We start from the raw sequence: 19,869 nt of genomic DNA, 5'->3' as shown, positions 1-19,869 counted from the left end.
TCCGCATTTGTGACTTCTGGGCTGCCAGTTCCCGCGTTCATACCGGGCAACCACTTACCAGCCGACCTTCTCCAACTGATTCCGCGTCTGCCCCAACGCGCCCCGAGCCTGTCTCAATCGACCCCCGCATGTCCTGAGCAACCACTCACCGTTCGACTTTTGCCCCCAGCATCGAGGTGCCCCCGTTGATCTCCGCATGGCCGTTCCTCTGCGCAGGCACCGGAATCCTGTGCTGGCCCACCGTCCCCAACCGCCTCCTCCCGTCACCCCGCCACCCTTTCCGTCTCCCCATCCCGCCCCGCCGCGCGCTCTGGCTAACCCCAGCCGCCGTCGCCCTACCACTGGGCGGAATAGGCGCAGCGATAGCCACCGCCCTGCTCACCCTCGCCGTCCGCCAGGAATGGCGCAGCAGAAAGGAAACCGCCGAAACCCTGACCCGCGCCGAACGCACCTCGACCGTCCTCCGCACGATGGTCTCCGAACTACGAGCCGGTGCCCACCCAGTAACCGCCGCCGAAGCAGCCGCCGACGCAGTCCCCGAACTAGCCTCGGAACTCCACAACCTCTCCACCGCCGCCCGCCTCGACGGAACCCTGGACTCACCCGCGCTCCCCGCGCTCGCCCAATCCTGGAACCTCGCCCGCCGCCACGGCCTGCCCATCGCCGACGCCCTAGACGCCACGCGCCGAGACGTCGACGCCGAAGTCGTCTTCACCCGCCGCCTGCACGCGAGAATGGCCGGACCGCGGATGAGCGCGATAGTCCTGACCGTGCTCCCCGTCGGCTGCCTGGCCATGGGCCAGCTAATCGGTGCCAACCCCCTCGCCGTCCTCGCCGAAACCCTTATCGGACAAGCATTCCTGGTCGCAGGCGCAGCTCTGCTATGGGCGGGCACCGCCTGGTCAAGAACCCTGACCAACCGCAAGGCCACCCCATGACCGCCCTGCCCCTCGCCCTAGTCGCCGCCGCGTTACTGCTTTGGCCAAACACCGCCCCGCCCCGGCACCTAGCCCAACCCAGCCGCCCCCGCCGCGCCCCGAGACCAGCGGTCTGGCATCCCGCAGCCGCAATCGTCATAGCCCTGTCCGCCACCGTCCTAACCGGAATCCCAGTAGGACTAGCCGCCGGAGCGGGCACCTGGTGGCTCCTCCGTCGATCCCGCCATCCCAAAAACCCAGACGACACTTCAGAACGACTCCGCTCAGCGTCAGTCCTGGACATGCTCGCCGCCTGCCTGCGCGCCGGAATGCCAGTCCCCACCGCCCTGGAAGCGGTAGCGCCCGGCGCACCGCCAGACACCGAAAACGCCCTGCACGCAACAGCAAACCTGCTAGCCCTCGGTGCCGACCCGATCCCCTCCTGGGCACCGACCAGAGCGAGACCAGGCTTCGCCGAACTGGCAGTAGCCGCGACCCGTACCGCGCGGTCCGGAGCAGCACTCGCCTCGACCGCGGCCGACCTGGCCCGCCGCATCCGCGACGGACTGGGCGTCGAAGCCGAAGAACGCGCCGAACGAGCCGGGGTCGCACTGGCCCTGCCAGTCGGTTTGTGCTTCCTGCCTGCGTTCTTCGCCCTCGGCGTGCTGCCGGTAGTGCTCGGCCTTGCCGGGCGAATCGGCGGCCTGCTGTGAACCCGTCAACGAGAGAAAGGACAACCGACCATGTGGTTCCTGCCCGGAGACGAGGGCACCACCACCGCCGAATACGCCATCGGCACGGTAGCCGCGGCGGCGTTCGCCGTCGCGCTCTACGTGCTCCTCAGCGGAGACTCGGTCTCCGCGGCGTTGGCCGGATTGGTGCAAAAAGCCCTCACGGTGGCCACCTGATGGCCGGCCGTCGCCGGGACGGCGGATTCGTCACGGTAGAAGCCGCCCTGTCCTTGGGCGCGCTGACCGCCGTGCTGGCGATCTTGCTAGCGGGCACCAGCGCGATCGCCGGACACCTCCGATGCCTGGACGCCGCCCGCGAAGCCGCCCGCCTCACCGCGGCCGGACAGCCAGGAGCCGCCGACGCAGTGGTCCAAACCATTGCCCCGAATGGCGCGCACCTCACTATCCACCGCACCGGCGACGGCCTCACCGCCGAAGTAACCACTGACGCACTGGCAGCTCTTCACCTGAGCGCGACCGCCTACGCCATCGTCGAACCAGGCCCACCCTCATGACCCAAGAACGCCGTGGCGACGCCGGCGTCGCCACCATCTGGACCGCCCTGGCCGCAGCCACCCTGATCACCCTGACAGTCCTGGTCTGGTGGCTGGCGGCGGCCATCATCGCCCGCCACCGCACCGAAGCCGCCGCCGACCTGGGCGCACTGGCCGCAGCCGCCCACGCCGCCGCCGGGCCGACCACCGCCTGCGCCCGAGCCCAGGAAGTCGCCGACCACGAGCGCGCCGTGCTGACAAGCTGCCGCTGGCACAACCGCGACGCTTACATCGAGGTCCGCGCCACGACCGCCCCGATCCCCGGCCTGCCCGCCCCCACCGCAAAAGCCCGCGCCGGCCCAGTAGACGAACCTCCCTGACCGGACAACCACCCCGAGCCGTTGGGGGCAGCTGGCGGTCGCTTCGCGGAGTGGGCCGACACCTGAGACTGGTATCCCCGCGACGCGCGGCGGCCGGTCTCTGGGCTCACGCGAGCGCTGCCGGACTGGCAGCGAAATGCGCGGCCAGTCCGGCACCTGGCCCGCCAACGCCATGGCTGGCCGCGCGACCGGTTGCCAGTCCGCCAACCAGCCGCTCGTTCGCCGACCAGCCGCCAGTCCGCCGCCCAGCCCGCCACCGGTCCGCCGACTGGCAGCGGCCAGTCGCCAGCCCGCCGCCCAGCCAGCCACCAGCCCGCCGGCCGGCCAGCCCACCATCGGCTCGCCGACTGGCAGCCAGCCTGCCGCGAGCTTGCCGACTGGCAGCCAGCCTGGCGACCAGGCAGCCGCCAACTCGCCGACCGGCCGCCAGCTATCAGCTCGCCGCCCAGCCCGCTGCCAGCCTGCCTCCCAGCCACCAGTCCGCTGCCAGCCGACCATCCCGCCGCCGGCCTGCCGCCCAGTCGCGCGAACCACCCCCGTACCGGCCTCGCCCGCCCCAACCGAAGGGAGTTGCAACCTGCCACCCGCCCCCGCACGCCCCGCGCGCCCCCCGCCTGCACCGTCACCGTGGGCCTCCGCCGGAGGCCTTCCGGTCACCCGCCGGAACCGCTCATCGGCGGCGCGCCGGACCGGTGACCAGTCCTCGGGTCACCCCGTCCGTCCGGACTTTTCCGGCGCCGGCGACGAGTGGCGAACGCTACGAGCAGCGGTCGCTGGCGGACGCCGAACGGTTGAATCCCCAGGTCAGCGCACTGCTCGACGGGATGCGTCAGCACGCCTGCGGAAAGGCGAGAAAGTGTCGAATCCCGTGGTGGGCCCGTTCTCGCGGGACCGGCGGCGGGGTCAGCGGCCGGTGATCGGCGCGTTGTTATCGGCCGGACAGTGGGCTACTGGGCGTTCATCGCTCGGTAACGGCCGGTTGTCGCGCGGAGTCTTCCCCGCAATGTGCAACTTGCCGTTTAGTGAGACATGCGCCACCACGGCCCCGACCCGGACGGCGCGAAAACCGGACCTCGAAGGCAGGAAAGCAATGTTGGACGCGAATTGGCCGGACAGCTGGCGGAACGCCTTCCGCATCGAACTGCGTGCGGAGGCGATCGGCCTCGCCTGGCGCGGCTGGCCGGTCCTTCCGGGGGCGACCCCGGAACCGATCACCGCGGAGGGGGACGACCTGACCTGGCGCCGGCCGGTGCCGGTGCGCGACGAGTGGCGTGAGCTGGTCGGCTCGCACGCCCACGAGGTCGCCAGCTGGTTCTCCGACCGCACCCACAGCCTGCTCGTGGCGACCGGCACCGTGCTCGACGCGGTCGAGGTCGACCAGGAACTGGGCAAGCGCGCCGCGCGGCTGCTGCGGTCCATCGGGCACCCGGCTCCGATCGTCGCGATGCCGAACGGCCGGTGGCTGTTCCTCACCTCGCCCTCCGAGCACCTCCCGGCCGAACTCGCCGACCAGATCTCCGTGCAGTGGCACGGCAAGGACAGCTACATCCCGCTGCCGCCGTCGCCGTTCCAGCACGGTGTCGTGCACTGGCGCGTGAAGCCCGAGGTGTGCGGCTGGCAGCTGCCGCCCGCCGCCGAGGTGCAGGACGTGCTGGTCCGCGCCCTCGCCGACGAGCACGCCCCGATGCTGGTCGAGAGCACCGCCGCCTGATCCGGTTCCACCCCGGCAGGCAGCACGCGACAACCGAAGACAGTCTTCACGTTCCACCGTGGCCGCACTGTTCCCCGTGCTGACGCAACGCCCCGAGCACGGCTCCCAGCACGGCCACCGCCCCTGCCTTGTCCAGCGGATCGTTGCCGTTCCCGCACTTCGGCGACTGGACGCAGGACGGGCAGCCCGTCGGGCACTCGCAGGAGACGATCGCCTCCCGCGTAGCGGCCAGCCACGGGACAATCGCGGCATAACCGCGGTCGGCAAACCCCGCACCCCCGGGATGCCCATCGTGCACGAACACCGTCGCCTCCCCGGTGTCCTCGTGCCACGCGGTAGACACCCCGCCGATGTCCCAGCGGTCGCACGTAGCGAACAGCGGTAGCAGGCCGATCGCCGCGTGCTCGGCGGCATGCAGGGCACCGGGGACGCGCGCCGGAAGCAAACCGGCGCCCCCCGGTGCTCTGCCAGCACCCCCGGTCCCCACCGGTCCCACCGCACCACCGATCTCGACCCCGGCGCCGGGCCCCCGCCCACCCGCCGGTTGCCCCGAAACTTCGCCGGTTACCCCGACAACCGACGAGGCGCCCCCGGTCCCCACCGGTTCTCCATCCGCCCGACGGGCCGCTGCCCCCGCAGCGGCCCCGCCGTTCTCCGCGGCGGTTGGCTCTGCGCTTCCGGTCCCCGCTGGTTCGCCAATCGCACGGCTGGCCGTCGACGCCCCAGCGGCCCCGCCGTTCTCCGCGGCGGTTGGCTCTGCGCTTCCGGTCCCCGCTGGTTCGCCAACCGCACGGCTGGCCGTCGACGCCTCAGCGGTCCCGATGATCTCCGCAGCGGTTGGCGACTTGCTTCCGGTCCCCACCGGCTCATCAGTCGCCCGGCTGGCCGCTCTCCCCGCATCGGCCCCGTCGTTCTCCGCGGCGGTCGGCGACACGCTTCCGATCCCCGCTCGTTCGCCAACCGCACCGCTGATCGATGACGCCGTGGCGGCCCCGCCGGTTTCCGCGGAGTCAGGCGAACTCCCGGTCCCCGCCGGCTCTCCCGCTTCCTCGCCGCTCGTTGGCCCCGCGCCGATTCGGCCGGGATTCCCGGTGGCCGGTGACGTGTACTCGGTTCCCGCCGACTCGTCGCCCGCCCCATCGGTCGCCGACCCGGCAGCGACTCTGCCGAGATCGCCACCGGTCCGCGAGCCCACTGAACCTCGGCCAACCCCAGCCGGAGATTCCAGCAGCTCACCCGAAACCGTGTACCAAACCGCCCTCGTGTGGAGGCTCTGCTCCGGCAGGTCGAGCGGCGTATGGTCCAGCACCTCGCCGGACGGCCGCCGTCGCAGATATCCCACTACCTGCGACGTCACCGCGACCTCGCCCAGGCACACCGTCACCCCGTCGTGGCGGCATTGTTCTTCCGTCGACAGCACCGAAATGTCCACGATCTCGCGCGGCGAAGTCGTCCAGTCCGGATCCTCCGCGTGCACCAGCGCGAGACCCGTCTCCAGATCCAGCTCATCGACGACGTACGACGAACCCTGGTGCAGATACACCGCACCCGGATGGACCGAGTAGCAAGCCGAGCCGGGGTCGACGGTGCCCAGCATTCGGCCCGAGTCCGCTTCCACTACCGCGATCTGGTCGCCGCCCGAGCCGCGGATGCCGACTTCGCCGTGCGGGCGGTCGCGCGAAGTCCAGTACCAGCCGCTCGACCGGCGGCGCAGCAGCTTCTCCGCCGCCAGATCCGCCAGCACCGCCCGGGCCGCGTCGCCGCCGAAGGTTTCCAGTTCTGGTTCGGTGAGCGGCAACTCCGCGACGGCGCACGCGAGCTGCGGGCCTAGTACGTACGGGTTCGTCGGGTCCAGCACCGCCGTCTCCACCGGGCGTTCCAGCAACGCGGCCGGATGGTGCACCAAGTAAGTGTCGAGCGGATCATCCCGCGCGACGAACACCACCAAGGCTTCATCGCCCGAACGCCCGGCGCGGCCGGATTGCTGCCAGAAAGACGCGAGAGTGCCGGGATAACCCGCCAGGACCACGGCGTCCAGGCCGGCGATGTCGACGCCCAGCTCCAACGCATTCGTGGTCGCGACACCTAGCAGGCGACCAGAGAGCAGAGCTTGCTCCAGCGCCCGACGCTCCTCAGGGAGATAGCCGGACCGGTACGCGGCAACGGTATCCGCCAACCGAGGGTCCACTTCGGACAGCAGGCGGCGGGTGCCAAGCGCGGTCAGCTCGGCTCCGCGACGGGAGCGGACGAAAGCCAGCGATCGCGCGCCTTCGACCACCAGTTCGGTGAGAATCCGCGCGGTCTCGACCCCGGCCGGACGGCGGACGGGCGCGCCGTTCTCCCCAGTCAGTTCGTCCAGCAGCGGCGGCTCCCACAGCGCGACCGTGCGCGCCCCGCGCGGCGACGCGTCATCGGTGACCGCGGAACACTCCACCCCGGTGAGGCGCGTGGCGAACGAGGCAGGCGAAGCGGTGGTCGCCGAAGCCAGCACGAACACCGGTGAAGCGCCGTAGTGCTCTGCCACCCGGCGCAGGCGGCGCAGCAACAGCGCGACGTGCGAGCCGAAGACGCCGCGATAGCTGTGGCATTCGTCGACCACCACATACCGCAGCCGGCGGAAGAACTGCGTCCATCGGGAGTGCGCCGAAAGGATGCCGCGGTGCAGCATGTCGGGGTTGCTGAACACCCAGTTCGCGTGCGCGCGGACCCAGTCGCGCTCTGTCATCGGGGTGTCCCCGTCGAACGCCGCCGCGCGCACGCCCGCGACGTCCAAAGAGGACACCGCGCGCAGCTGATCAGCGCCGAGCGCCTTCGTCGGCGAGAGGTACAGCGCGGTCGCCCGCCCGTCCGCGGCCAGCGCGCTGAGCACCGGCAGCTGATACGCCAGCGACTTCCCGGACGCGGTGCCGGTGGACACCACGACGTGCGCGCCCGAATGCGCCAGCGAAGCCGCCTCGGCCTGGTGCCGCCACGGTTTTTCCACTCCGGCCGCGCCGAACGCGGCCACGACCGACGGCTCCGCCCACTCCGGCCACGGCTCGTGCCGGGCCGCGCGTTCCGGCAGCCGGGACACGTGCGTCACCGGATTCTCGTGCGCCGGGATCCCCGCTGTGACCCGGTCCAGCAGCCTCCGTCCTCGCTCTCCCACCACGTGCCGAAGCTTCGCACAGGGCACCGACAAAACCTGGCCGAGATCGATCCAGTGACCAATCACACAAGGTTACCGAACGTGCTGTGACCGGGACGCATTGCGGACGCGCAGATCACTACCAATACACTCCCTCGATCCACACCCACTGTGGCGAGCGTCATGTGAGACGTGCATTGCTTGCACGGCTAGCGTGTCCTTCGGCACAGATCCCCGCCAGTGCAGGCGCGCCGGGTACGACGGGCCCGCGCTGGCCAGACGGCGTTCCCAGGAGGACGAATGTCCCGGCAGTTCCTCGCGGAGGGCGGCATCACGCTCACCGGGGGTGGCTACACCATCGTCGGTGTGGTCGCCGTGGTCGCCCTTGTCGCACTGGCTATCGGTTACGTGCTGCTCAAGGAGGTGCTGGCCGCGGGCCAGGGCACCGCCAAGATGCAGGACATCGCGAAGGCAGTGCAGGAAGGTGCGGCCGCATACCTGAAGCGGCAGCGCAACACCCTCGCCATCTTCGGCGTGATCGTGTTCCTGCTCCTGTTCGCGCTTCCCGCGGACGACTGGAGCGAACGGATCGGCCGGTCGATCTTCTTCCTCGTCGGGGCGGTGTTCTCGTTCACCATCGGCTACCTCGGCATGTGGCTGGCCACGCAGGCGAACCTGCGCGTGGCCGCCGCGTCGCGCGAGGAAGGCGGCCGCGAGAAGGCGATGCGCGTGGCGTTCCGCACCGGCGGCGTGGTCGGCATGATCACCGTCGGGCTCGGCCTTTTCGGCGCGGCGATCGTGGTGCTCGTCTACACCGGCCAGGCACCGAAGGTGTTGGAGGGCTTCGGTTTCGGCGCGGCGCTGATCGCCATGTTCATGCGAGTCGGCGGCGGCATCTTCACGAAGGCCGCCGACGTCGGCGCTGACCTGGTCGGCAAGGTCGAGCAGGGTATCCCCGAGGACGACCCGCGCAACGCCGCGACGATCGCGGACAACGTCGGCGACAACGTGGGCGACTGCGCCGGCATGGCCGCGGACCTCTTCGAGTCCTACGCGGTGATGCTCGTGGCCGCGCTGATCCTCGGCAGCTCCGCGTTCGGCGCGCACGGCCTGATCTTCCCGCTGATCGTGCCCGCCATCGGCGTGATCACCGCGGTGATCGGCGTCTACATCACGAAGGCGCGCGCGGGCGAGGGCGGTCTGGTCACGATCAACCGCTCGTTCTACATCTCCGCGGTCATTTCCGCGGTGCTGTCGGCGGTCGCCGCGTTCATCTACCTGCCGAGCAGCTTCGCCGATTTCGGCGAGGGCTTCGCGCACAACACCGGCAACCCGGCGGTGATCGCGACGGTCGCGGTGATCATCGGCATCGTGCTCGCCGCGCTGATCCTGCGCATCACCGGCTACTACACCGGCACCGAGCACAAGCCGGTGAAGGATGTCGGCAAGACGTCGGAAACCGGTGCGGCGACGGTGATCCTGTCCGGTATCTCGGTCGGTTTCGAGTCCGCCGTGTACACCGCGCTGGTGATCGCCGCCGCGGTGTTCGGCGCGTTCCTGCTCGGCGGCGGCGTCGCGCTGTTCGCGGTGGCGCTGGCCGGCACCGGCCTGCTGACCACCGTCGGCGTCATCGTCGCGATGGACACCTTCGGCCCGGTCTCGGACAACGCGCAGGGCATCGCCGAGATGTCCGGCGACGTGGACGAGAAGGCCGCGCAGATCCTCACCGAGCTGGACGCGGTCGGCAACACCACCAAGGCCATCACCAAGGGCATCGCGATCGCCACCGCGGTGCTCGCGGCGACCGCGCTGTTCGGGTCCTATTCGGACGCGATCTCGAAGGCCGTCGGCAGCACGGGTTCGTTCGTCGCGAACATCGTCAGCCCGGAGACCCTGGTCGGCGTGATCGTCGGCGCGGCCGTGGTGTTCCTCTTCTCCGGTCTCGCGGTCAACGCGGTCTCGCGCGCCGCGGGCGCGGTGGTGTACGAGGTGCGCCGCCAGTTCCGGGAGATCCCGGGGATCATGGAGGGCACCACGCGGCCCGAGTACGGCCGGGTCGTCGACATCGTCACCCGCGATTCGCTGCGGGAGCTGGCGACGCCGGGTCTGCTGGCCGTTTTCGCGCCGATCGCGGTCGGTTTCGGCCTCGGCACCGGTGCGCTCGCCGGGTACCTGGCCGGCGCGATCGCGACCGGCACGCTGATGGCGATCTTCCTCGCCAACTCCGGTGGTGCCTGGGACAACGCCAAGAAGCTCGTCGAGGACGGCAACCACGGCGGCAAGGGTTCCGACGCGCACGAGGCGACGATCATCGGCGACACCGTCGGCGACCCGTTCAAGGACACCGCCGGTCCCGCGATCAACCCGCTGATCAAGGTCATGAACCTGGTCTCGGTGCTGATCGCGCCCGCGGTGGTCACGCTGACGCTCGGCGGCGGCGCGGACACCACGTGGCGGATCGTGATCGCGGTGGTCGCGGTCGCGGTGATCGTGGCGGCGATCGTCGTGTCCAAGCGGCGCGGCAGTGTCATGGCGGAGACTCCGGCGGAGGCGAAAGCCTGACGCGTTGCTCCATTCGGGCCCGGTACGCCTTGTGCGTGCCGGGCCCTTTCGCGTCCGGAAGACGGGGCGAGTTGCGGACTACCGGCGGGTCGGTACCGTGCGGAGGACACGGATTTCGAGGGACGGGAGTGGTGCGAGTGCGGCCGCGGTGGACCGGTTTAGCCGCGCTGGCAACAGGAATCGGCATCGGGTTGACGGGTTGCGGGCAACCGCCGCCGCCGGCTGAGCAGGTCTCCTCCGGCGGGCACGCGGAGGCGGCGAGCCAGGTCGATCCGGCCGCGAAGTGGGCCGACGGATACTGCGGCGCGGTCACGCATCTGGTTCGTGCCTTGGCGAATCTGCCCTCGATCGACCCGAGTTCGTCGGCGCAGGCCACGCGCACGTCCAGCGATCTCCTGGCGTCAGTCGCCACCGGCATCGACCAGACCGTGTCCGGACTGCACCGGGTCGGCCCCGCGCCGCTGCCGGGCGGCGAACCGGCGCGCACCGCTTTGCTCGGCCAATTCACCTCGGTGCGGCAGCAGGCCGACGAGGTGCGCGGCAAACTCGACGCGGCCGCCGATCCCGACGCGGTGAAGGCGGCGCTGGACGACGCGAAGTCGGCTATCGACCAGATTTCCCGCCTCGACGTCCTCAAGGGCTTGGACGCGACACCAGCCCTGTCCGCGGCGGGCAAGCGCGCGGCGGGCTGTCAGCAATTGGTGGTGCCGCCCGCGCCGCGCTGAGCAGGATCGAGTGCCCGCCGAAGGGCGACGGCCCGCTCCGCGTCGTGGTGTTCGACGACGGCCAGGTAATGCTGAAGCAGGACCTGCCGAGACCGTTCGAGCTCATCCAAGCCGACCGACACCGCCCGGCCGTCTTGCAACGTCTCCAGCACCGGCGCGGGCAGTTGGTCGACTTCGCGCCCGTGCCAAGGATTCAAGCCGTGCCGCAGGCATTCCAGCGCGATGATCTGGGTGCGAAGGTCGTCGAGCATCAGGACGGCCTGCCACGTCCGGCCTCGGGCGATGGCCGAGCGGGCATGCAGCGCGTACAGCCACGCCATGCCGATCACCTGTTCTCTGCCCGGTTTCGGGGCGCTGGTCGGTTCGTTGGCCTGGCCGAAAACGAGCTGGAAGCCGTCCTCGGTGGCGCGGAAGAGCTCGTGCGGCCAGAACGACACATCGACCTGGAGTGAAGAGTCGAGAAGGAAGACGCGGTAGCGAACGCCCTCGCGTGAGATGACGTCGAGGGTGTCGGCGACTCCGAACTTCTCGTCGAGCGATCGCGTCCAGCGTGCGACTACCGCGGCTTCGTTCGCGTTCTCCGCGAGCTGAAGGACGAGATCGATGTCCGACCATCGGTCCTCGGTTCCGCGTGCGGTCGAACCGACCAGGGCGGCTCCGGCGATGTCGACGTCTTGACGGGCGGCGGCGATCAGCTCGTCGCGGATCTGGACGCGTTCGGCGACCTTGAACAAGCTCCCTCCCAGGCCGGTATTGCCATACCGGTATTAGTATACCGGCACTGGCGCTTCAGGCTGCAATCAATGACGCAGGCATCCCCTCGACGGCGCCGATCGCGCAGCCGCAGCCGTGCTGGTCGCGGTCTCTGCGCTGATCAGCGCGGCTGTAGCGTCGACGGACTTCTGCACCCCGCCGGTTTCCTGCCTGCGGGGAAGCCTGGCGACCTGATCCGTACCGAACCCTCGCCTCTGGGCCGCTCGCGCCGACGGTAGCTTGGCGCGGCCCGGGACCGCGTCCGCTGGTCTCCCTCGCGGTCGGCACGCACGGGCAGGGCGACCAGTGCGCGCCGTCGAAATGCTCAACACTCCCGTGCACTACCGCCCGCCCTTCGACCTCATGGCGGGCTACGAAGTCGTTGCCATGACCAGCCTGCTCAGCCGCGGCTACGCGGCCATCGACGCCGCCCGCGCCGCTCAGCGGCTGCCGGGCACTCCGGCCCCGAGCGGCCCGGTCGCGTTCTGGGGCTACTCCCAGGGCGGCGGCGCAGCGGGCGGCGCGGCCGAAGCGGCGCGTGCCTACGCTCCCGAACTCGACCTCCGCGGGTCCTATGTGGGCGCTGCTCCCACTGATCTCGCCGCACTCTCCGACAAGCTTTCCGACACCCTGCTGTCCGGCGTTCTCGGCTACTACCTCAACGGACTCATCGCTGCCTATCCAGACACCGCGCCGATCATCCAAGCCGGGCTGAACGACGCCGGAAAAGCCATGCTGCAGAAGGTTTCCGGGCAGTGCGTCGTGGAAACCGCACTCGACTACGGTTACCGCCGCTCCGGCGACTTCACCGCCCGCGGCGAGTCGATTATCGCGATGCTCAACGCGAATCCCGAAACTCGCGCCATCCTCGCGTCCCATCGGCTCGGTGCCATCTCGCCGTCCGCGCCGGTGCTCATGTCCACTGGCGACAACGACGACATCGTTCCCGCCCAAGCCGTCCGCGCCACCGCCGCAGATTGGTGCCGTCGCGGTGCGACTGTGCAAGTCGACGACATCCGGCTCCCTTCAGTCCTTCCCGGCACCGCGCTCGGCCACATCGCCAACTACGCCGTCGCCACGCCCACCGCGCTCGACTGGCTCGCCGGGCGGTTCGCCGGAAAGCCCGCGCCCAGCACCTGCTGACCGATCGGGGAAAACCTGAGCTCGACCCTCGCGTTCAATCGAACTTGTGTTCTATCATCGGCGGCGTGGATCGGACGATCTCGCTGTTTTCGGCGGAGGCGACCGGCCCGGGCCTGCCAGACCTGGCCGGGCTGTTGTGCTGCCAAGGACAGATCACCGGGTTCGGCCGCACGGCGGCGCGGCTGTCGGTGCTGGTCGAGGAGTCGTGGCGGGCTCGGGTGCTGGCGAGGGAATGCCGCGGCCGGGGCGCGGACGCGCAGGTCGCGGTGGCCGAATGCGGCAGATCGCAGGTGCGCACGTCGTTCCGGGTCGATCTGCTCGGGTTCGCCGAGCAATGGCTGCGGCCGGGGCACACCGGTCCGGTGGAGGACGATTCGGGCAAGGCGGTGCCCGGCGGCTTCCGGCTGAGCGGCGCGATGCTGCGGATGTGGGCGCTGGCGGCGGGCCGTCCCGAACCCGGCGGCTACCTGCTTGGCGTCGATCCGCTGGCCCCGGGGATGCACGAGGAATTGCTGACCGCGCTCGCGGCGCTGGGCGTCCAGGCGCGGCTGCTCGGGCCGAAGGCGGAGCAGCCCGCGGTGCGGGTGAGCGGGCGGCGGAAGCTGGCTGGCCTGCTGGAGCTGATCGGCGAACCGCCCGCTGGGGCGGAGTCGGTCTGGCCGGAGCTGCCACCGGCCGGGGAGCGCCGCGAACGGACGCCAGACGGGCCGCGTCGAGGGGCTCCGGCGGAGAGTCCCGCACAGTATTTACTGGAGGCTGTCGGGTAGCTGCGCACAAGAAAAGGCCCCCGTCGCTCAGCGAAGCGACGAGGGACCTTTCCGGTGGGGAAGTCTTACGGTTTCGGCAGGGTGCAGCCCTGCTGGTTGAGGTCGATCTCGTTGGCCGGGGTCAGGCAGGCCGGGATGCCGTAGGTCTCCTGGCCGTACTTGTAGTTCGGCCGCACGGTCGTGTTGCCGGCTTCGTCGACCTCGCACGGGTTGTTCAGCGTGCAGCTCTCGCCGTTGTCGTTGGACGTGTTGTTCACGCCGATGACCTTGCCGGTGTTGCGGTCGACGACCGGCGAACCCGACGTGCCGCCGATGGTCGCGCAGCCCGGCACGTAGCGGATCGAGTCCTTCCAGACCCAGTTGTTCTCGTGCAGTTCGTGCACGAACCCGTCGATCGAGCAGGAGTAGATCTGCTTCCAGTACCCGGACACCACGTCGATCGGCGTGCCCGCCTGCGGGTGGCTGTTGACCAGCTCGAGCGGCGGCACGTTGTACTTCTGCTGGATGTCGGCGTAGGTGTCGGACAGCTGGTACAGCGAGATGTCGGTGTCGGTCATCGTCGCGTAGACGACCTTGGTCGCGGTCACGGTGCCCACCGAGCTCTGCCCGTCCGGCGAGAGGAGGTCGAACGACCGGTTCGAGGCCTGTCCGACGATCACCTGGCCCGGATCGGGCATGCCTTCCTCGAGGCAGTGGCCGTTCGACAGCACCATCGCGGGCGCGTCCATCGGCGTGGCGGCCGGTTTCACGACCGAACCGGAGCAGTTGGACAGCGCCACGGCGCCGGTGAACGTGGTGGTCGCCGCACTTGCTTCGGGGGCGGTGACCAGCGCGAATGTCGCCGTGACGGCGATCGCGACGCCAACCAGTCGGCGGATCATGGTGGGTTCCTTTCGGCTGGGGGGAGGAATAAGTGAACCGTCGACTTACTTGGACCCGCCACCGTCTAACGGAGGGTATCGGTGGTATGACCAGTTACCCTGCACGGCACGTGTCCGACATCACGTGCTAGGTGTGGAGGAGAAACATCGCCGAGGTCAGCGGCGATCCGACGGGCAAGGGCCCGGCGGCTCGACAGGGCACCTCGACGCTGCGCGGACACCGGGGACGTGCACACTGACAGGTCGAGACGCGGGCGCAGTACCCCTCTGGTGCAGGGGTGAGAGCGCCGCTGCGGCGGCGCGGAGATGAGTGGAGAGCAGGGCAGCGTGGCAGGAACACGGACCAAGAAGAGCGGTACCGGGGGCAGCGGTGCCGATCGACGGCGGCTGGTGATCGTCGAGTCGCCAACCAAGGCCCGCAAGATCGCCCCCTATCTCGGCGGCAACTACGTCGTCGAGTCCTCCGTCGGGCACATCCGGGACCTGCCCCGCGGCGCCGCCGACGTCCCCGCGCAGTACAAGGGCGAGTCGTGGGCGCGGCTCGGGGTCGACATCGACAACGACTTCAAGCCGCTGTACATCGTCACCCCGGACAAGAAGTCCAAGGTCACCGAGCTGAAGGGGCTGCTGAAGGACGTCGACGAGCTCTACCTCGCGACGGACCCCGACCGCGAGGGCGAGGCCATCGCGTGGCACCTGCTGGAGACCTTGAAGCCCAAGGTCCCGGTGCGCCGGATGGTCTTCCACGAGGTCACCGAGCAGGCCATCCAGGCGGCCGCCGCGGCCACCCGCGAGCTGGACGCCGACCTCGTCGACGCGCAGGAGACCCGCCGCATCCTCGACCGGCTTTACGGCTACGAGGTCTCGCCGGTGCTGTGGAAGAAGGTCATGCCGAAGCTCTCGGCGGGCCGCGTGCAGTCCGTGGCGACGCGGATCGTCGTGGAGCGCGAACGCGAGCGGATGCGCTTCACCTCGGCGTCGTACTGGGACATCTCGGCGACCATGGACGCCGGTGCGGACGCTTCGCCGCGTACGTTCCCCTCGCGCCTCGTCGCGGTCGACGGCTCGCGCCTCGCGACGGGTCGCGACTTCGACTCCAACGGTCAGCTCAAGGGCAACGCCGCGGACATCCGCGTGCTCGGCGAGTCCGACGCGCGGGCGCTGGCTCAGGCGTTGAACGGGCGTGACTTCAAGGTCGCGAGCGTCGAGGAGAAGCCGTACACGCGCAAGCCGTACGCGCCGTTCATGACGTCGACGCTGCAGCAGGAGGCGGGCCGCAAGCTGCGCTTCACCTCCGAGCGCACGATGCGAGTCGCGCAGAAGCTGTACGAGAACGGTTACATCACCTATATGCGTACCGACTCCACGACGCTGTCGGAGTCGGCGATCACGGCCGCGCGCAGCCAGGCAACGCAGCTGTACGGCAAGGAGTACGTCTCGCCGTCGCCGCGCCAGTACACGCGCAAGGTCAAGAACGCGCAGGAAGCGCACGAGGCGATCCGTCCGTCGGGCGAGGTCTTCCGTACGCCGGGGCAGGTCGCGAAAGAGCTGGACACCGACGAGTTCCGGCTCTACGAGATGATCTGGCAGCGCACCATCGCGTCGCAGATGGCGGACGCGAAGGGCACCACGATGTCGGTGCGCATCGTCGGCACCGCGGCGACCGGCGAGGAGTGCACCTTCGCCTCTTCGGGCCGCACGATCACCTTCGCGGGCTTCCTGAAGGCGTACGTCGAGGCGGTCGACAGCGAGGCCGGCGGCGAGGCTGACGACAAGCAGAGCCGGCTTCCGGTGCTGGTCAAGGACCAGGGCCTGACCGCGCCCGAGCTGTCCGCGGACGGCCACTCCACGTCGCCGCCCGCGCGCTACTCCGAGCCGAGCCTGGTCAGCAAGCTGGAAGAGCTTGGCATCGGCCGCCCGTCGACGTACGCGTCGATCATCAAGACCATCCAGGACCGCGGCTACGTCTGGAAGAAGGGCTCCGCCCTGGTCCCGTCGTGGGTCGCGTTCGCGGTGATCGGCTTGCTGGAGCGGCACTTCGAACGGCTGGTGGACTACAACTTCACCGCCGGTCTCGAGGACGAGCTGGACCGCATCGCCAGCGGCGACGAGCACCGCGTCGAATGGCTGTCGAAGTTCTACTTCGGCGGCGACTTCGGCGTCGAGGGCTCGGTCGGCCGGCTGGGCGGGCTGAAGAAGCTGGTCGACGGAAGCGTCGAGGGCATCGACGCGCGCGAGATCAACTCGATCCCGATGTTCAGCGACGCCGAAGGCCACCAGGTCGTGGTGCGCGTCGGCCGGTACGGCCCGTATCTGGAGCGCGAGGTCAACGGCGAGTCGCAGCGCGCGAACCTGCCCGAAGACCTGCCGCCGGACGAGCTGACCGCGGAGATCGCGGAGAAGCTCTTCGCGACGCCGCAGGAAGGCCGGGTGCTGGGCACCGACCCGGTCAGCGGACACGAGATCGTGGCGAAGGAAGGCCGCTTCGGCCCGTACGTCACGGAGCTGCTGCCTGAGCCGGAGCTGCCCGAGGACGCCACCGCGGCGCAGAAGAAGGCCGCGAAGGCGAAGCTGCCGAAGCCGCGTACGGGTTCGCTGTTCAAGTCGATGTCGGTCGAGACGATCACGCTCGACGACGCGCTGAAGCTGCTGTCGCTGCCGCGCGTCGTGGGCAAGGACCCGGAGTCGGGCGACGAGATCACCGCGCAGAACGGGCGCTACGGGCCGTACCTGAAGAAGGGCACGGACTCGCGGTCGATCCAGACCGAGGACCAGCTGTTCTCGATCACGCTGGAAGAGGCGCTGAAGATCTATTCGGAGCCGAAGCAGCGCGGCCGGTCGGCCACCGCGCGTCCGCCGCTGAAGGAACTCGGCGACGACCCGGTGTCGGGCAAGCCGATGGTGGTCAAGGACGGCCGTTTCGGCCCGTACGTGACCGACGGCGAGTACAACGCGACGCTGCGGAAGTCCGACAGCATCGAGGAACTCACCGCGGAGCGCGGGGCCGAACTGCTGGCGGAGAAGCGCGCGAAGGGTCCGGCTCCGAAGAAGCGGACCACGACGCGCAAGGCGCCGGCGAAGTCCACCGCGGCCAAGTCGACCACGACCAAGTCGGCGGCGGCGAAGTCGACCACTGCGAAGAAGACTCCGGCCAAGCGGAGCAGTACGGCGACGAAGTCGAAGTAACGAGGATCTGAAGGGCCACCCGGAAAACTCCGGGTGGCCCTTTCTCGTGTCAGGGGGACGGATGGGGGAGACACGGTTGGGGGAGACACAGCGCGCTCGCGCCGCGGTTTCGGTGGTTTTCGCGGTGTGTGGTGCGGCATTCGCTTCGTGGGCGGCTCGAGTGCCTGCGGTGCAAGCGAAACTCGGACTCAGCGCCGGAGAACTCGGGATCGGGCTGTTCGGGCTTGCTGCCGGTTCGGTCGTCGCGTTGCTGGCCGCGGGGCCGTTGATCACGAAGATCGGCAGCCGGCGCGGGGTTCTTTGCGGGGCTGCCGTGTTGTGCGGAGGACTCCCGCTCGTCGCCTTCGCGCCGGACGTGCCGCTGTTCGTCGCCGCGCTGGTGGTGCTCGGGGTGGGCAACAGCCTGCTGGATGTGTCGATGAACGCGCACGCCGCGCGCGTCGAAGAGGCTTACGGGCGACCGATTTTCGCCGGGTTCCACGCTTTCTGGAACATCGGCGGGCTGGCTGGCTCGGGCGTCGCGGCGCTGATGGAGCTGTGGCGCGTGCCGATCGAAGCGCACTTCACCGCTGCTGGCGTGGTGCTGCTGGTGCTGGCGATTTTCGCGGCTTCGCAGTTCTTGCCGGGTGCTGATCGCGGACAGGGCGAGGCGGCGTTTGCCTTGCCCAGCAAGGCATTGATCCCGTTGGGCGTGATCGCGTTCTGCGGTTTCGTCGCGGAAGGCACGGTGAACGACTGGAGCGCGGTGTACCTCCGGGAGGTCACCACGGCGAGCGCGGCCGTCGCGTCGTTGGGCTACTTCGCGTTCTCGATCACGATGATCGCGGTGCGCACGGTGGCCGACCGGGTCGTCGAGCGCGTTGGTGCGGTGCTGTTCATGCGGGTCGCGACCGCGGTGACGGTCGCCGGGTTCGTGCTGGTGGTCGCGGTTCCGGTGCCGGTGGTCTCGGTGATCGGGTTCGCCGTGGTCGGGCTCGGGGTGTCCGGGATGGTGCCGCTCGCGTGGAGCGCGGCCGGGCGCAAGCAGCCGGACGCGCCGGGCCGGGCGATCGCGGCCGTCGCGGCGTGCGGGTATTTCGGGTTCCTCGCCGGTCCGGTGCTGGTCAGCGGCCTGAGCGGCGGGATCGGCCTGCACTGGGCGCTCGCGGTGGTCGGCGCTCTCGTGGTGACGGTCGGTTTCCTGGCCCCGACGATGCGTGCCGGCGACCCGGTTCCGCGGCGCTGACCGACCGCTCGGCGCACGGATGGGTTGACTCGAACAAAAGTTCGAGAAATTGTCGGTACCAGGGTGTTCAATGACGGGGTGAGCAGTTCAGCACCCGTCGTCTTCGACGTCATCGACGAGGTCATCGGACCGCTGCGGGCCGAGATGCCGCAGCGGCCTTCGGTGATGGAGTTCTACGACCCGCATTTCGAGGTGCCGCCCGTGCTGGCCGAGGAGGAGCCCGCCGGAGCGGCTTCGGGACTGAGCCTCGCCGAGGAGGTCCGGCAGTCGTTCGGGCCGATGCTCGGCGCCGGGCTGGCCGAGGAGGTGGAGCAGTACACGCGGTTCGTCGCCGGGATGGCCGCGCTCGGGCTCGCCGCCGACGGCGAGGTGACCGCCGAGGCGGTCGAGCTGTACCGAGTGCTGCGCGGAGGGTTCATCCGGGGAGTGGTCACCGGGGTGTTCCCGGCGAGCGAGGAGCCGTGGGAGGTGCGGTTCTTCGGAGACGAGGACTTCACCACGGTGATGAGCAAACTGGGCCGCCGGGCGCGGCTGCGGTCCGGAATGCTCAGCGCACTGCCCGGATGGGTGTTCGACGGCCTCCCGGACCGGCCGCCTGGTCCGGGCCCTGCGGTGCGTATTGAGACGGATGACAGCGGCCTGATCCCGCGGGCGGCGTGGGGGGATCTGGATGTGATCCGGGCAGCGGTGGCTCGGCCTCGGCAGGGGACGGTGCTGGTGGATTTGGCTGTGCGGGACTCGGTGTTGGCGGAGTATCCGCATGGGGCGTTCGGGCTGGTGGACAACGACCAGGGGCGGTATCAGTTTCGGGCCGCGCCGAAGGGTGGGGGTGGATGGGTGGTGACGTGGTCACCGGCTACTCGGGGGACTGCGGAGGCTTGGATCGTGGAGGCGGTGCGGAGTTGTATTTGACGGGGGTGGGGTTGCCAGGGTTGGGGGTGCCGGGGGTGGGGGTGAAGTGGCTGGGTTAGCTGGAGCTGGGTTTGGTGTGGCTGGGTTGGCCGGGGTTGGGTTTGGTGTGGCTGGGTTAGCGGGGGTTGGGTTTGGTGTGGCTGGGTTGGCCGGGGTTGGGTTTGGTGTGGCTGGGTTAGCGGGGGTTGGGTTTGGTGTGGCTGGGTTGGCCGGGGCTGGGTTTGGCGTGGCCGGGTTAGCCGGAGCCGGGTTGGCCGGGGCTGGGTTTGCGGGTCTGCGCGGCAAACTGTGTTTTATGGCGTCGGCTCCGCCGCCGCGGCGGGATCGCCTTTAAGTCGGCGTGCGGAGGGGCAGT

At 69.8% G+C, this 19,869-nt stretch carries 16 protein-coding genes; 13 read left to right on the top strand and 3 right to left on the bottom strand.

Translation table 11 applies throughout. The annotated features are described in order from the left end of the window. Positions 1–185: 185 nt before the first annotated feature. The 6 genes from ABD156_RS02490 to ABD156_RS02465 all read left to right on the top strand — a co-directional run bounded on the left by ABD156_RS02490 (position 186) and on the right by ABD156_RS02465 (position 4,233). Entirely contained in the window at positions 186–938 is a 753-nt protein-coding gene (locus tag ABD156_RS02490; protein WP_344265651.1) for a type II secretion system F family protein, read from the top strand. A 281-nt stretch (positions 939–1,219) separates the two neighbouring features. Then, a complete protein-coding gene (locus ABD156_RS47780; protein WP_377926767.1) occupies positions 1,220–1,630 on the top strand; it encodes a type II secretion system F family protein in 411 nt (136 codons plus the stop codon). A 30-nt stretch (positions 1,631–1,660) separates the two neighbouring features. Beyond that, positions 1,661–1,825, top strand: coding sequence for a DUF4244 domain-containing protein (locus tag ABD156_RS02480; protein WP_344265646.1), 165 nt, complete (start codon positions 1,661–1,663; stop codon positions 1,823–1,825). Next, positions 1,825–2,163, top strand: a complete 339-nt coding sequence (locus ABD156_RS02475; protein ID WP_344265644.1) for a TadE family type IV pilus minor pilin — start codon at positions 1,825–1,827, stop codon at positions 2,161–2,163. The genes ABD156_RS02480 and ABD156_RS02475 overlap by 1 nt, the downstream gene beginning before the upstream one ends. Then, entirely contained in the window at positions 2,160–2,522 is a 363-nt protein-coding gene (locus ABD156_RS02470) for an Rv3654c family TadE-like protein (protein ID WP_344265642.1), read from the top strand. The genes ABD156_RS02475 and ABD156_RS02470 overlap by 4 nt, the downstream gene beginning before the upstream one ends. A 1,090-nt stretch (positions 2,523–3,612) precedes the next feature. Then, the gene (locus tag ABD156_RS02465) at positions 3,613–4,233 is read left to right on the top strand and encodes a bifunctional DNA primase/polymerase (RefSeq protein ID WP_344265639.1); all 621 of its coding nucleotides are present in this window, start codon (positions 3,613–3,615) and stop codon (positions 4,231–4,233) included. Positions 4,234–4,279: 46 nt separating this feature from the next. Here ABD156_RS02465 and ABD156_RS02460 read toward each other — a convergent pair whose 3' ends face one another. Further along, positions 4,280–7,384 carry a DEAD/DEAH box helicase gene (locus ABD156_RS02460; protein WP_344265636.1) on the bottom strand — a complete coding sequence of 1,035 codons (3,105 nt, stop codon included), beginning with the start codon at positions 7,382–7,384 and terminating at the stop codon, positions 4,280–4,282. A 276-nt stretch (positions 7,385–7,660) separates the two neighbouring features. On the opposite strand from ABD156_RS02460, the gene ABD156_RS02455 reads away from it, so the two are divergent. After that, positions 7,661–9,922, top strand: a complete 2,262-nt coding sequence (locus tag ABD156_RS02455; protein ID WP_344265633.1) for a sodium-translocating pyrophosphatase — start codon at positions 7,661–7,663, stop codon at positions 9,920–9,922. A gap of 131 nt (positions 9,923–10,053) precedes the next feature. After that, positions 10,054–10,647 (top strand): hypothetical protein, encoded by a 594-nt coding sequence (locus ABD156_RS02450; RefSeq protein ID WP_344265630.1) that lies wholly within the window; start codon positions 10,054–10,056, stop codon positions 10,645–10,647. Here ABD156_RS02450 and ABD156_RS02445 read toward each other — a convergent pair. Beyond that, positions 10,614–11,381 carry a nucleotidyltransferase domain-containing protein gene (locus ABD156_RS02445; protein ID WP_344265627.1) on the bottom strand — a complete coding sequence of 256 codons (768 nt, stop codon included), beginning with the start codon at positions 11,379–11,381 and terminating at the stop codon, positions 10,614–10,616. The genes ABD156_RS02450 and ABD156_RS02445 overlap by 34 nt on opposite strands. A 325-nt stretch (positions 11,382–11,706) precedes the next feature. Here ABD156_RS02445 and ABD156_RS02440 point away from each other — a divergent pair, with 325 nt between their 5' ends. Both ABD156_RS02440 and ABD156_RS02435 read left to right on the top strand, forming a co-directional pair. Then, positions 11,707–12,543: a lipase family protein gene (locus tag ABD156_RS02440; protein ID WP_344265624.1), complete on the top strand. Its 837-nt coding sequence runs from the start codon at positions 11,707–11,709 to the stop codon at positions 12,541–12,543. A gap of 65 nt (positions 12,544–12,608) precedes the next feature. After that, a complete protein-coding gene (locus ABD156_RS02435) occupies positions 12,609–13,310 on the top strand; it encodes a hypothetical protein (protein ID WP_344265621.1) in 702 nt (233 codons plus the stop codon). Between the two features lie 65 nt (positions 13,311–13,375). Here the strand turns inward: ABD156_RS02435 and ABD156_RS02430 are convergent, their stop codons facing one another. Continuing rightward, positions 13,376–14,191 (bottom strand): S1 family peptidase, encoded by an 816-nt coding sequence (locus ABD156_RS02430; RefSeq protein WP_344265618.1) that lies wholly within the window; start codon positions 14,189–14,191, stop codon positions 13,376–13,378. A 306-nt stretch (positions 14,192–14,497) separates the two neighbouring features. Between ABD156_RS02430 and topA the strand changes: the two genes are divergently transcribed. From topA to ABD156_RS02415, 3 genes are all read left to right on the top strand, one after another. Continuing rightward, positions 14,498–17,377, top strand: a complete 2,880-nt coding sequence (topA, locus tag ABD156_RS02425; RefSeq protein ID WP_344265615.1) for a type I DNA topoisomerase — start codon at positions 14,498–14,500, stop codon at positions 17,375–17,377. Between the two features lie 61 nt (positions 17,378–17,438). Continuing rightward, positions 17,439–18,602, top strand: coding sequence for an MFS transporter (locus ABD156_RS02420; RefSeq protein ID WP_344265612.1), 1,164 nt, complete (start codon positions 17,439–17,441; stop codon positions 18,600–18,602). Between the two features lie 63 nt (positions 18,603–18,665). Beyond that, a complete protein-coding gene (locus tag ABD156_RS02415) occupies positions 18,666–19,514 on the top strand; it encodes an ESX secretion-associated protein EspG (protein WP_344265608.1) in 849 nt (282 codons plus the stop codon). The last annotated feature ends 355 nt before the right edge of the window (positions 19,515–19,869 follow it).

Source organism: Amycolatopsis albidoflavus (assembly GCF_039525725.1).
GTDB lineage: Bacteria > Actinomycetota > Actinomycetes > Mycobacteriales > Pseudonocardiaceae > Amycolatopsis > Amycolatopsis albidoflava.
This window is presented reverse-complemented; position numbering and strand designations above follow the sequence as displayed.

Coding starts and splice junctions, on each gene's coding strand:
- ABD156_RS02455 (WP_344265633.1), top strand. CDS start 7,661: ATGTCCCGGCAGTTCCTCGCGGAGGGCGGCATCACGCTCACCGGGGGT.
- ABD156_RS02475 (WP_344265644.1), top strand. CDS start 1,825: ATGGCCGGCCGTCGCCGGGACGGCGGATTCGTCACGGTAGAAGCCGCC.
- ABD156_RS47780 (WP_377926767.1), top strand. CDS start 1,220: ATGCTCGCCGCCTGCCTGCGCGCCGGAATGCCAGTCCCCACCGCCCTG.
- ABD156_RS02470 (WP_344265642.1), top strand. CDS start 2,160: ATGACCCAAGAACGCCGTGGCGACGCCGGCGTCGCCACCATCTGGACC.
- ABD156_RS02480 (WP_344265646.1), top strand. CDS start 1,661: ATGTGGTTCCTGCCCGGAGACGAGGGCACCACCACCGCCGAATACGCC.
- ABD156_RS02420 (WP_344265612.1), top strand. CDS start 17,439: ATGGGGGAGACACGGTTGGGGGAGACACAGCGCGCTCGCGCCGCGGTT.
- topA (WP_344265615.1), top strand. CDS start 14,498: ATGAGTGGAGAGCAGGGCAGCGTGGCAGGAACACGGACCAAGAAGAGC.
- ABD156_RS02430 (WP_344265618.1), bottom strand. CDS start 14,191: ATGATCCGCCGACTGGTTGGCGTCGCGATCGCCGTCACGGCGACATTC.
- ABD156_RS02465 (WP_344265639.1), top strand. CDS start 3,613: ATGTTGGACGCGAATTGGCCGGACAGCTGGCGGAACGCCTTCCGCATC.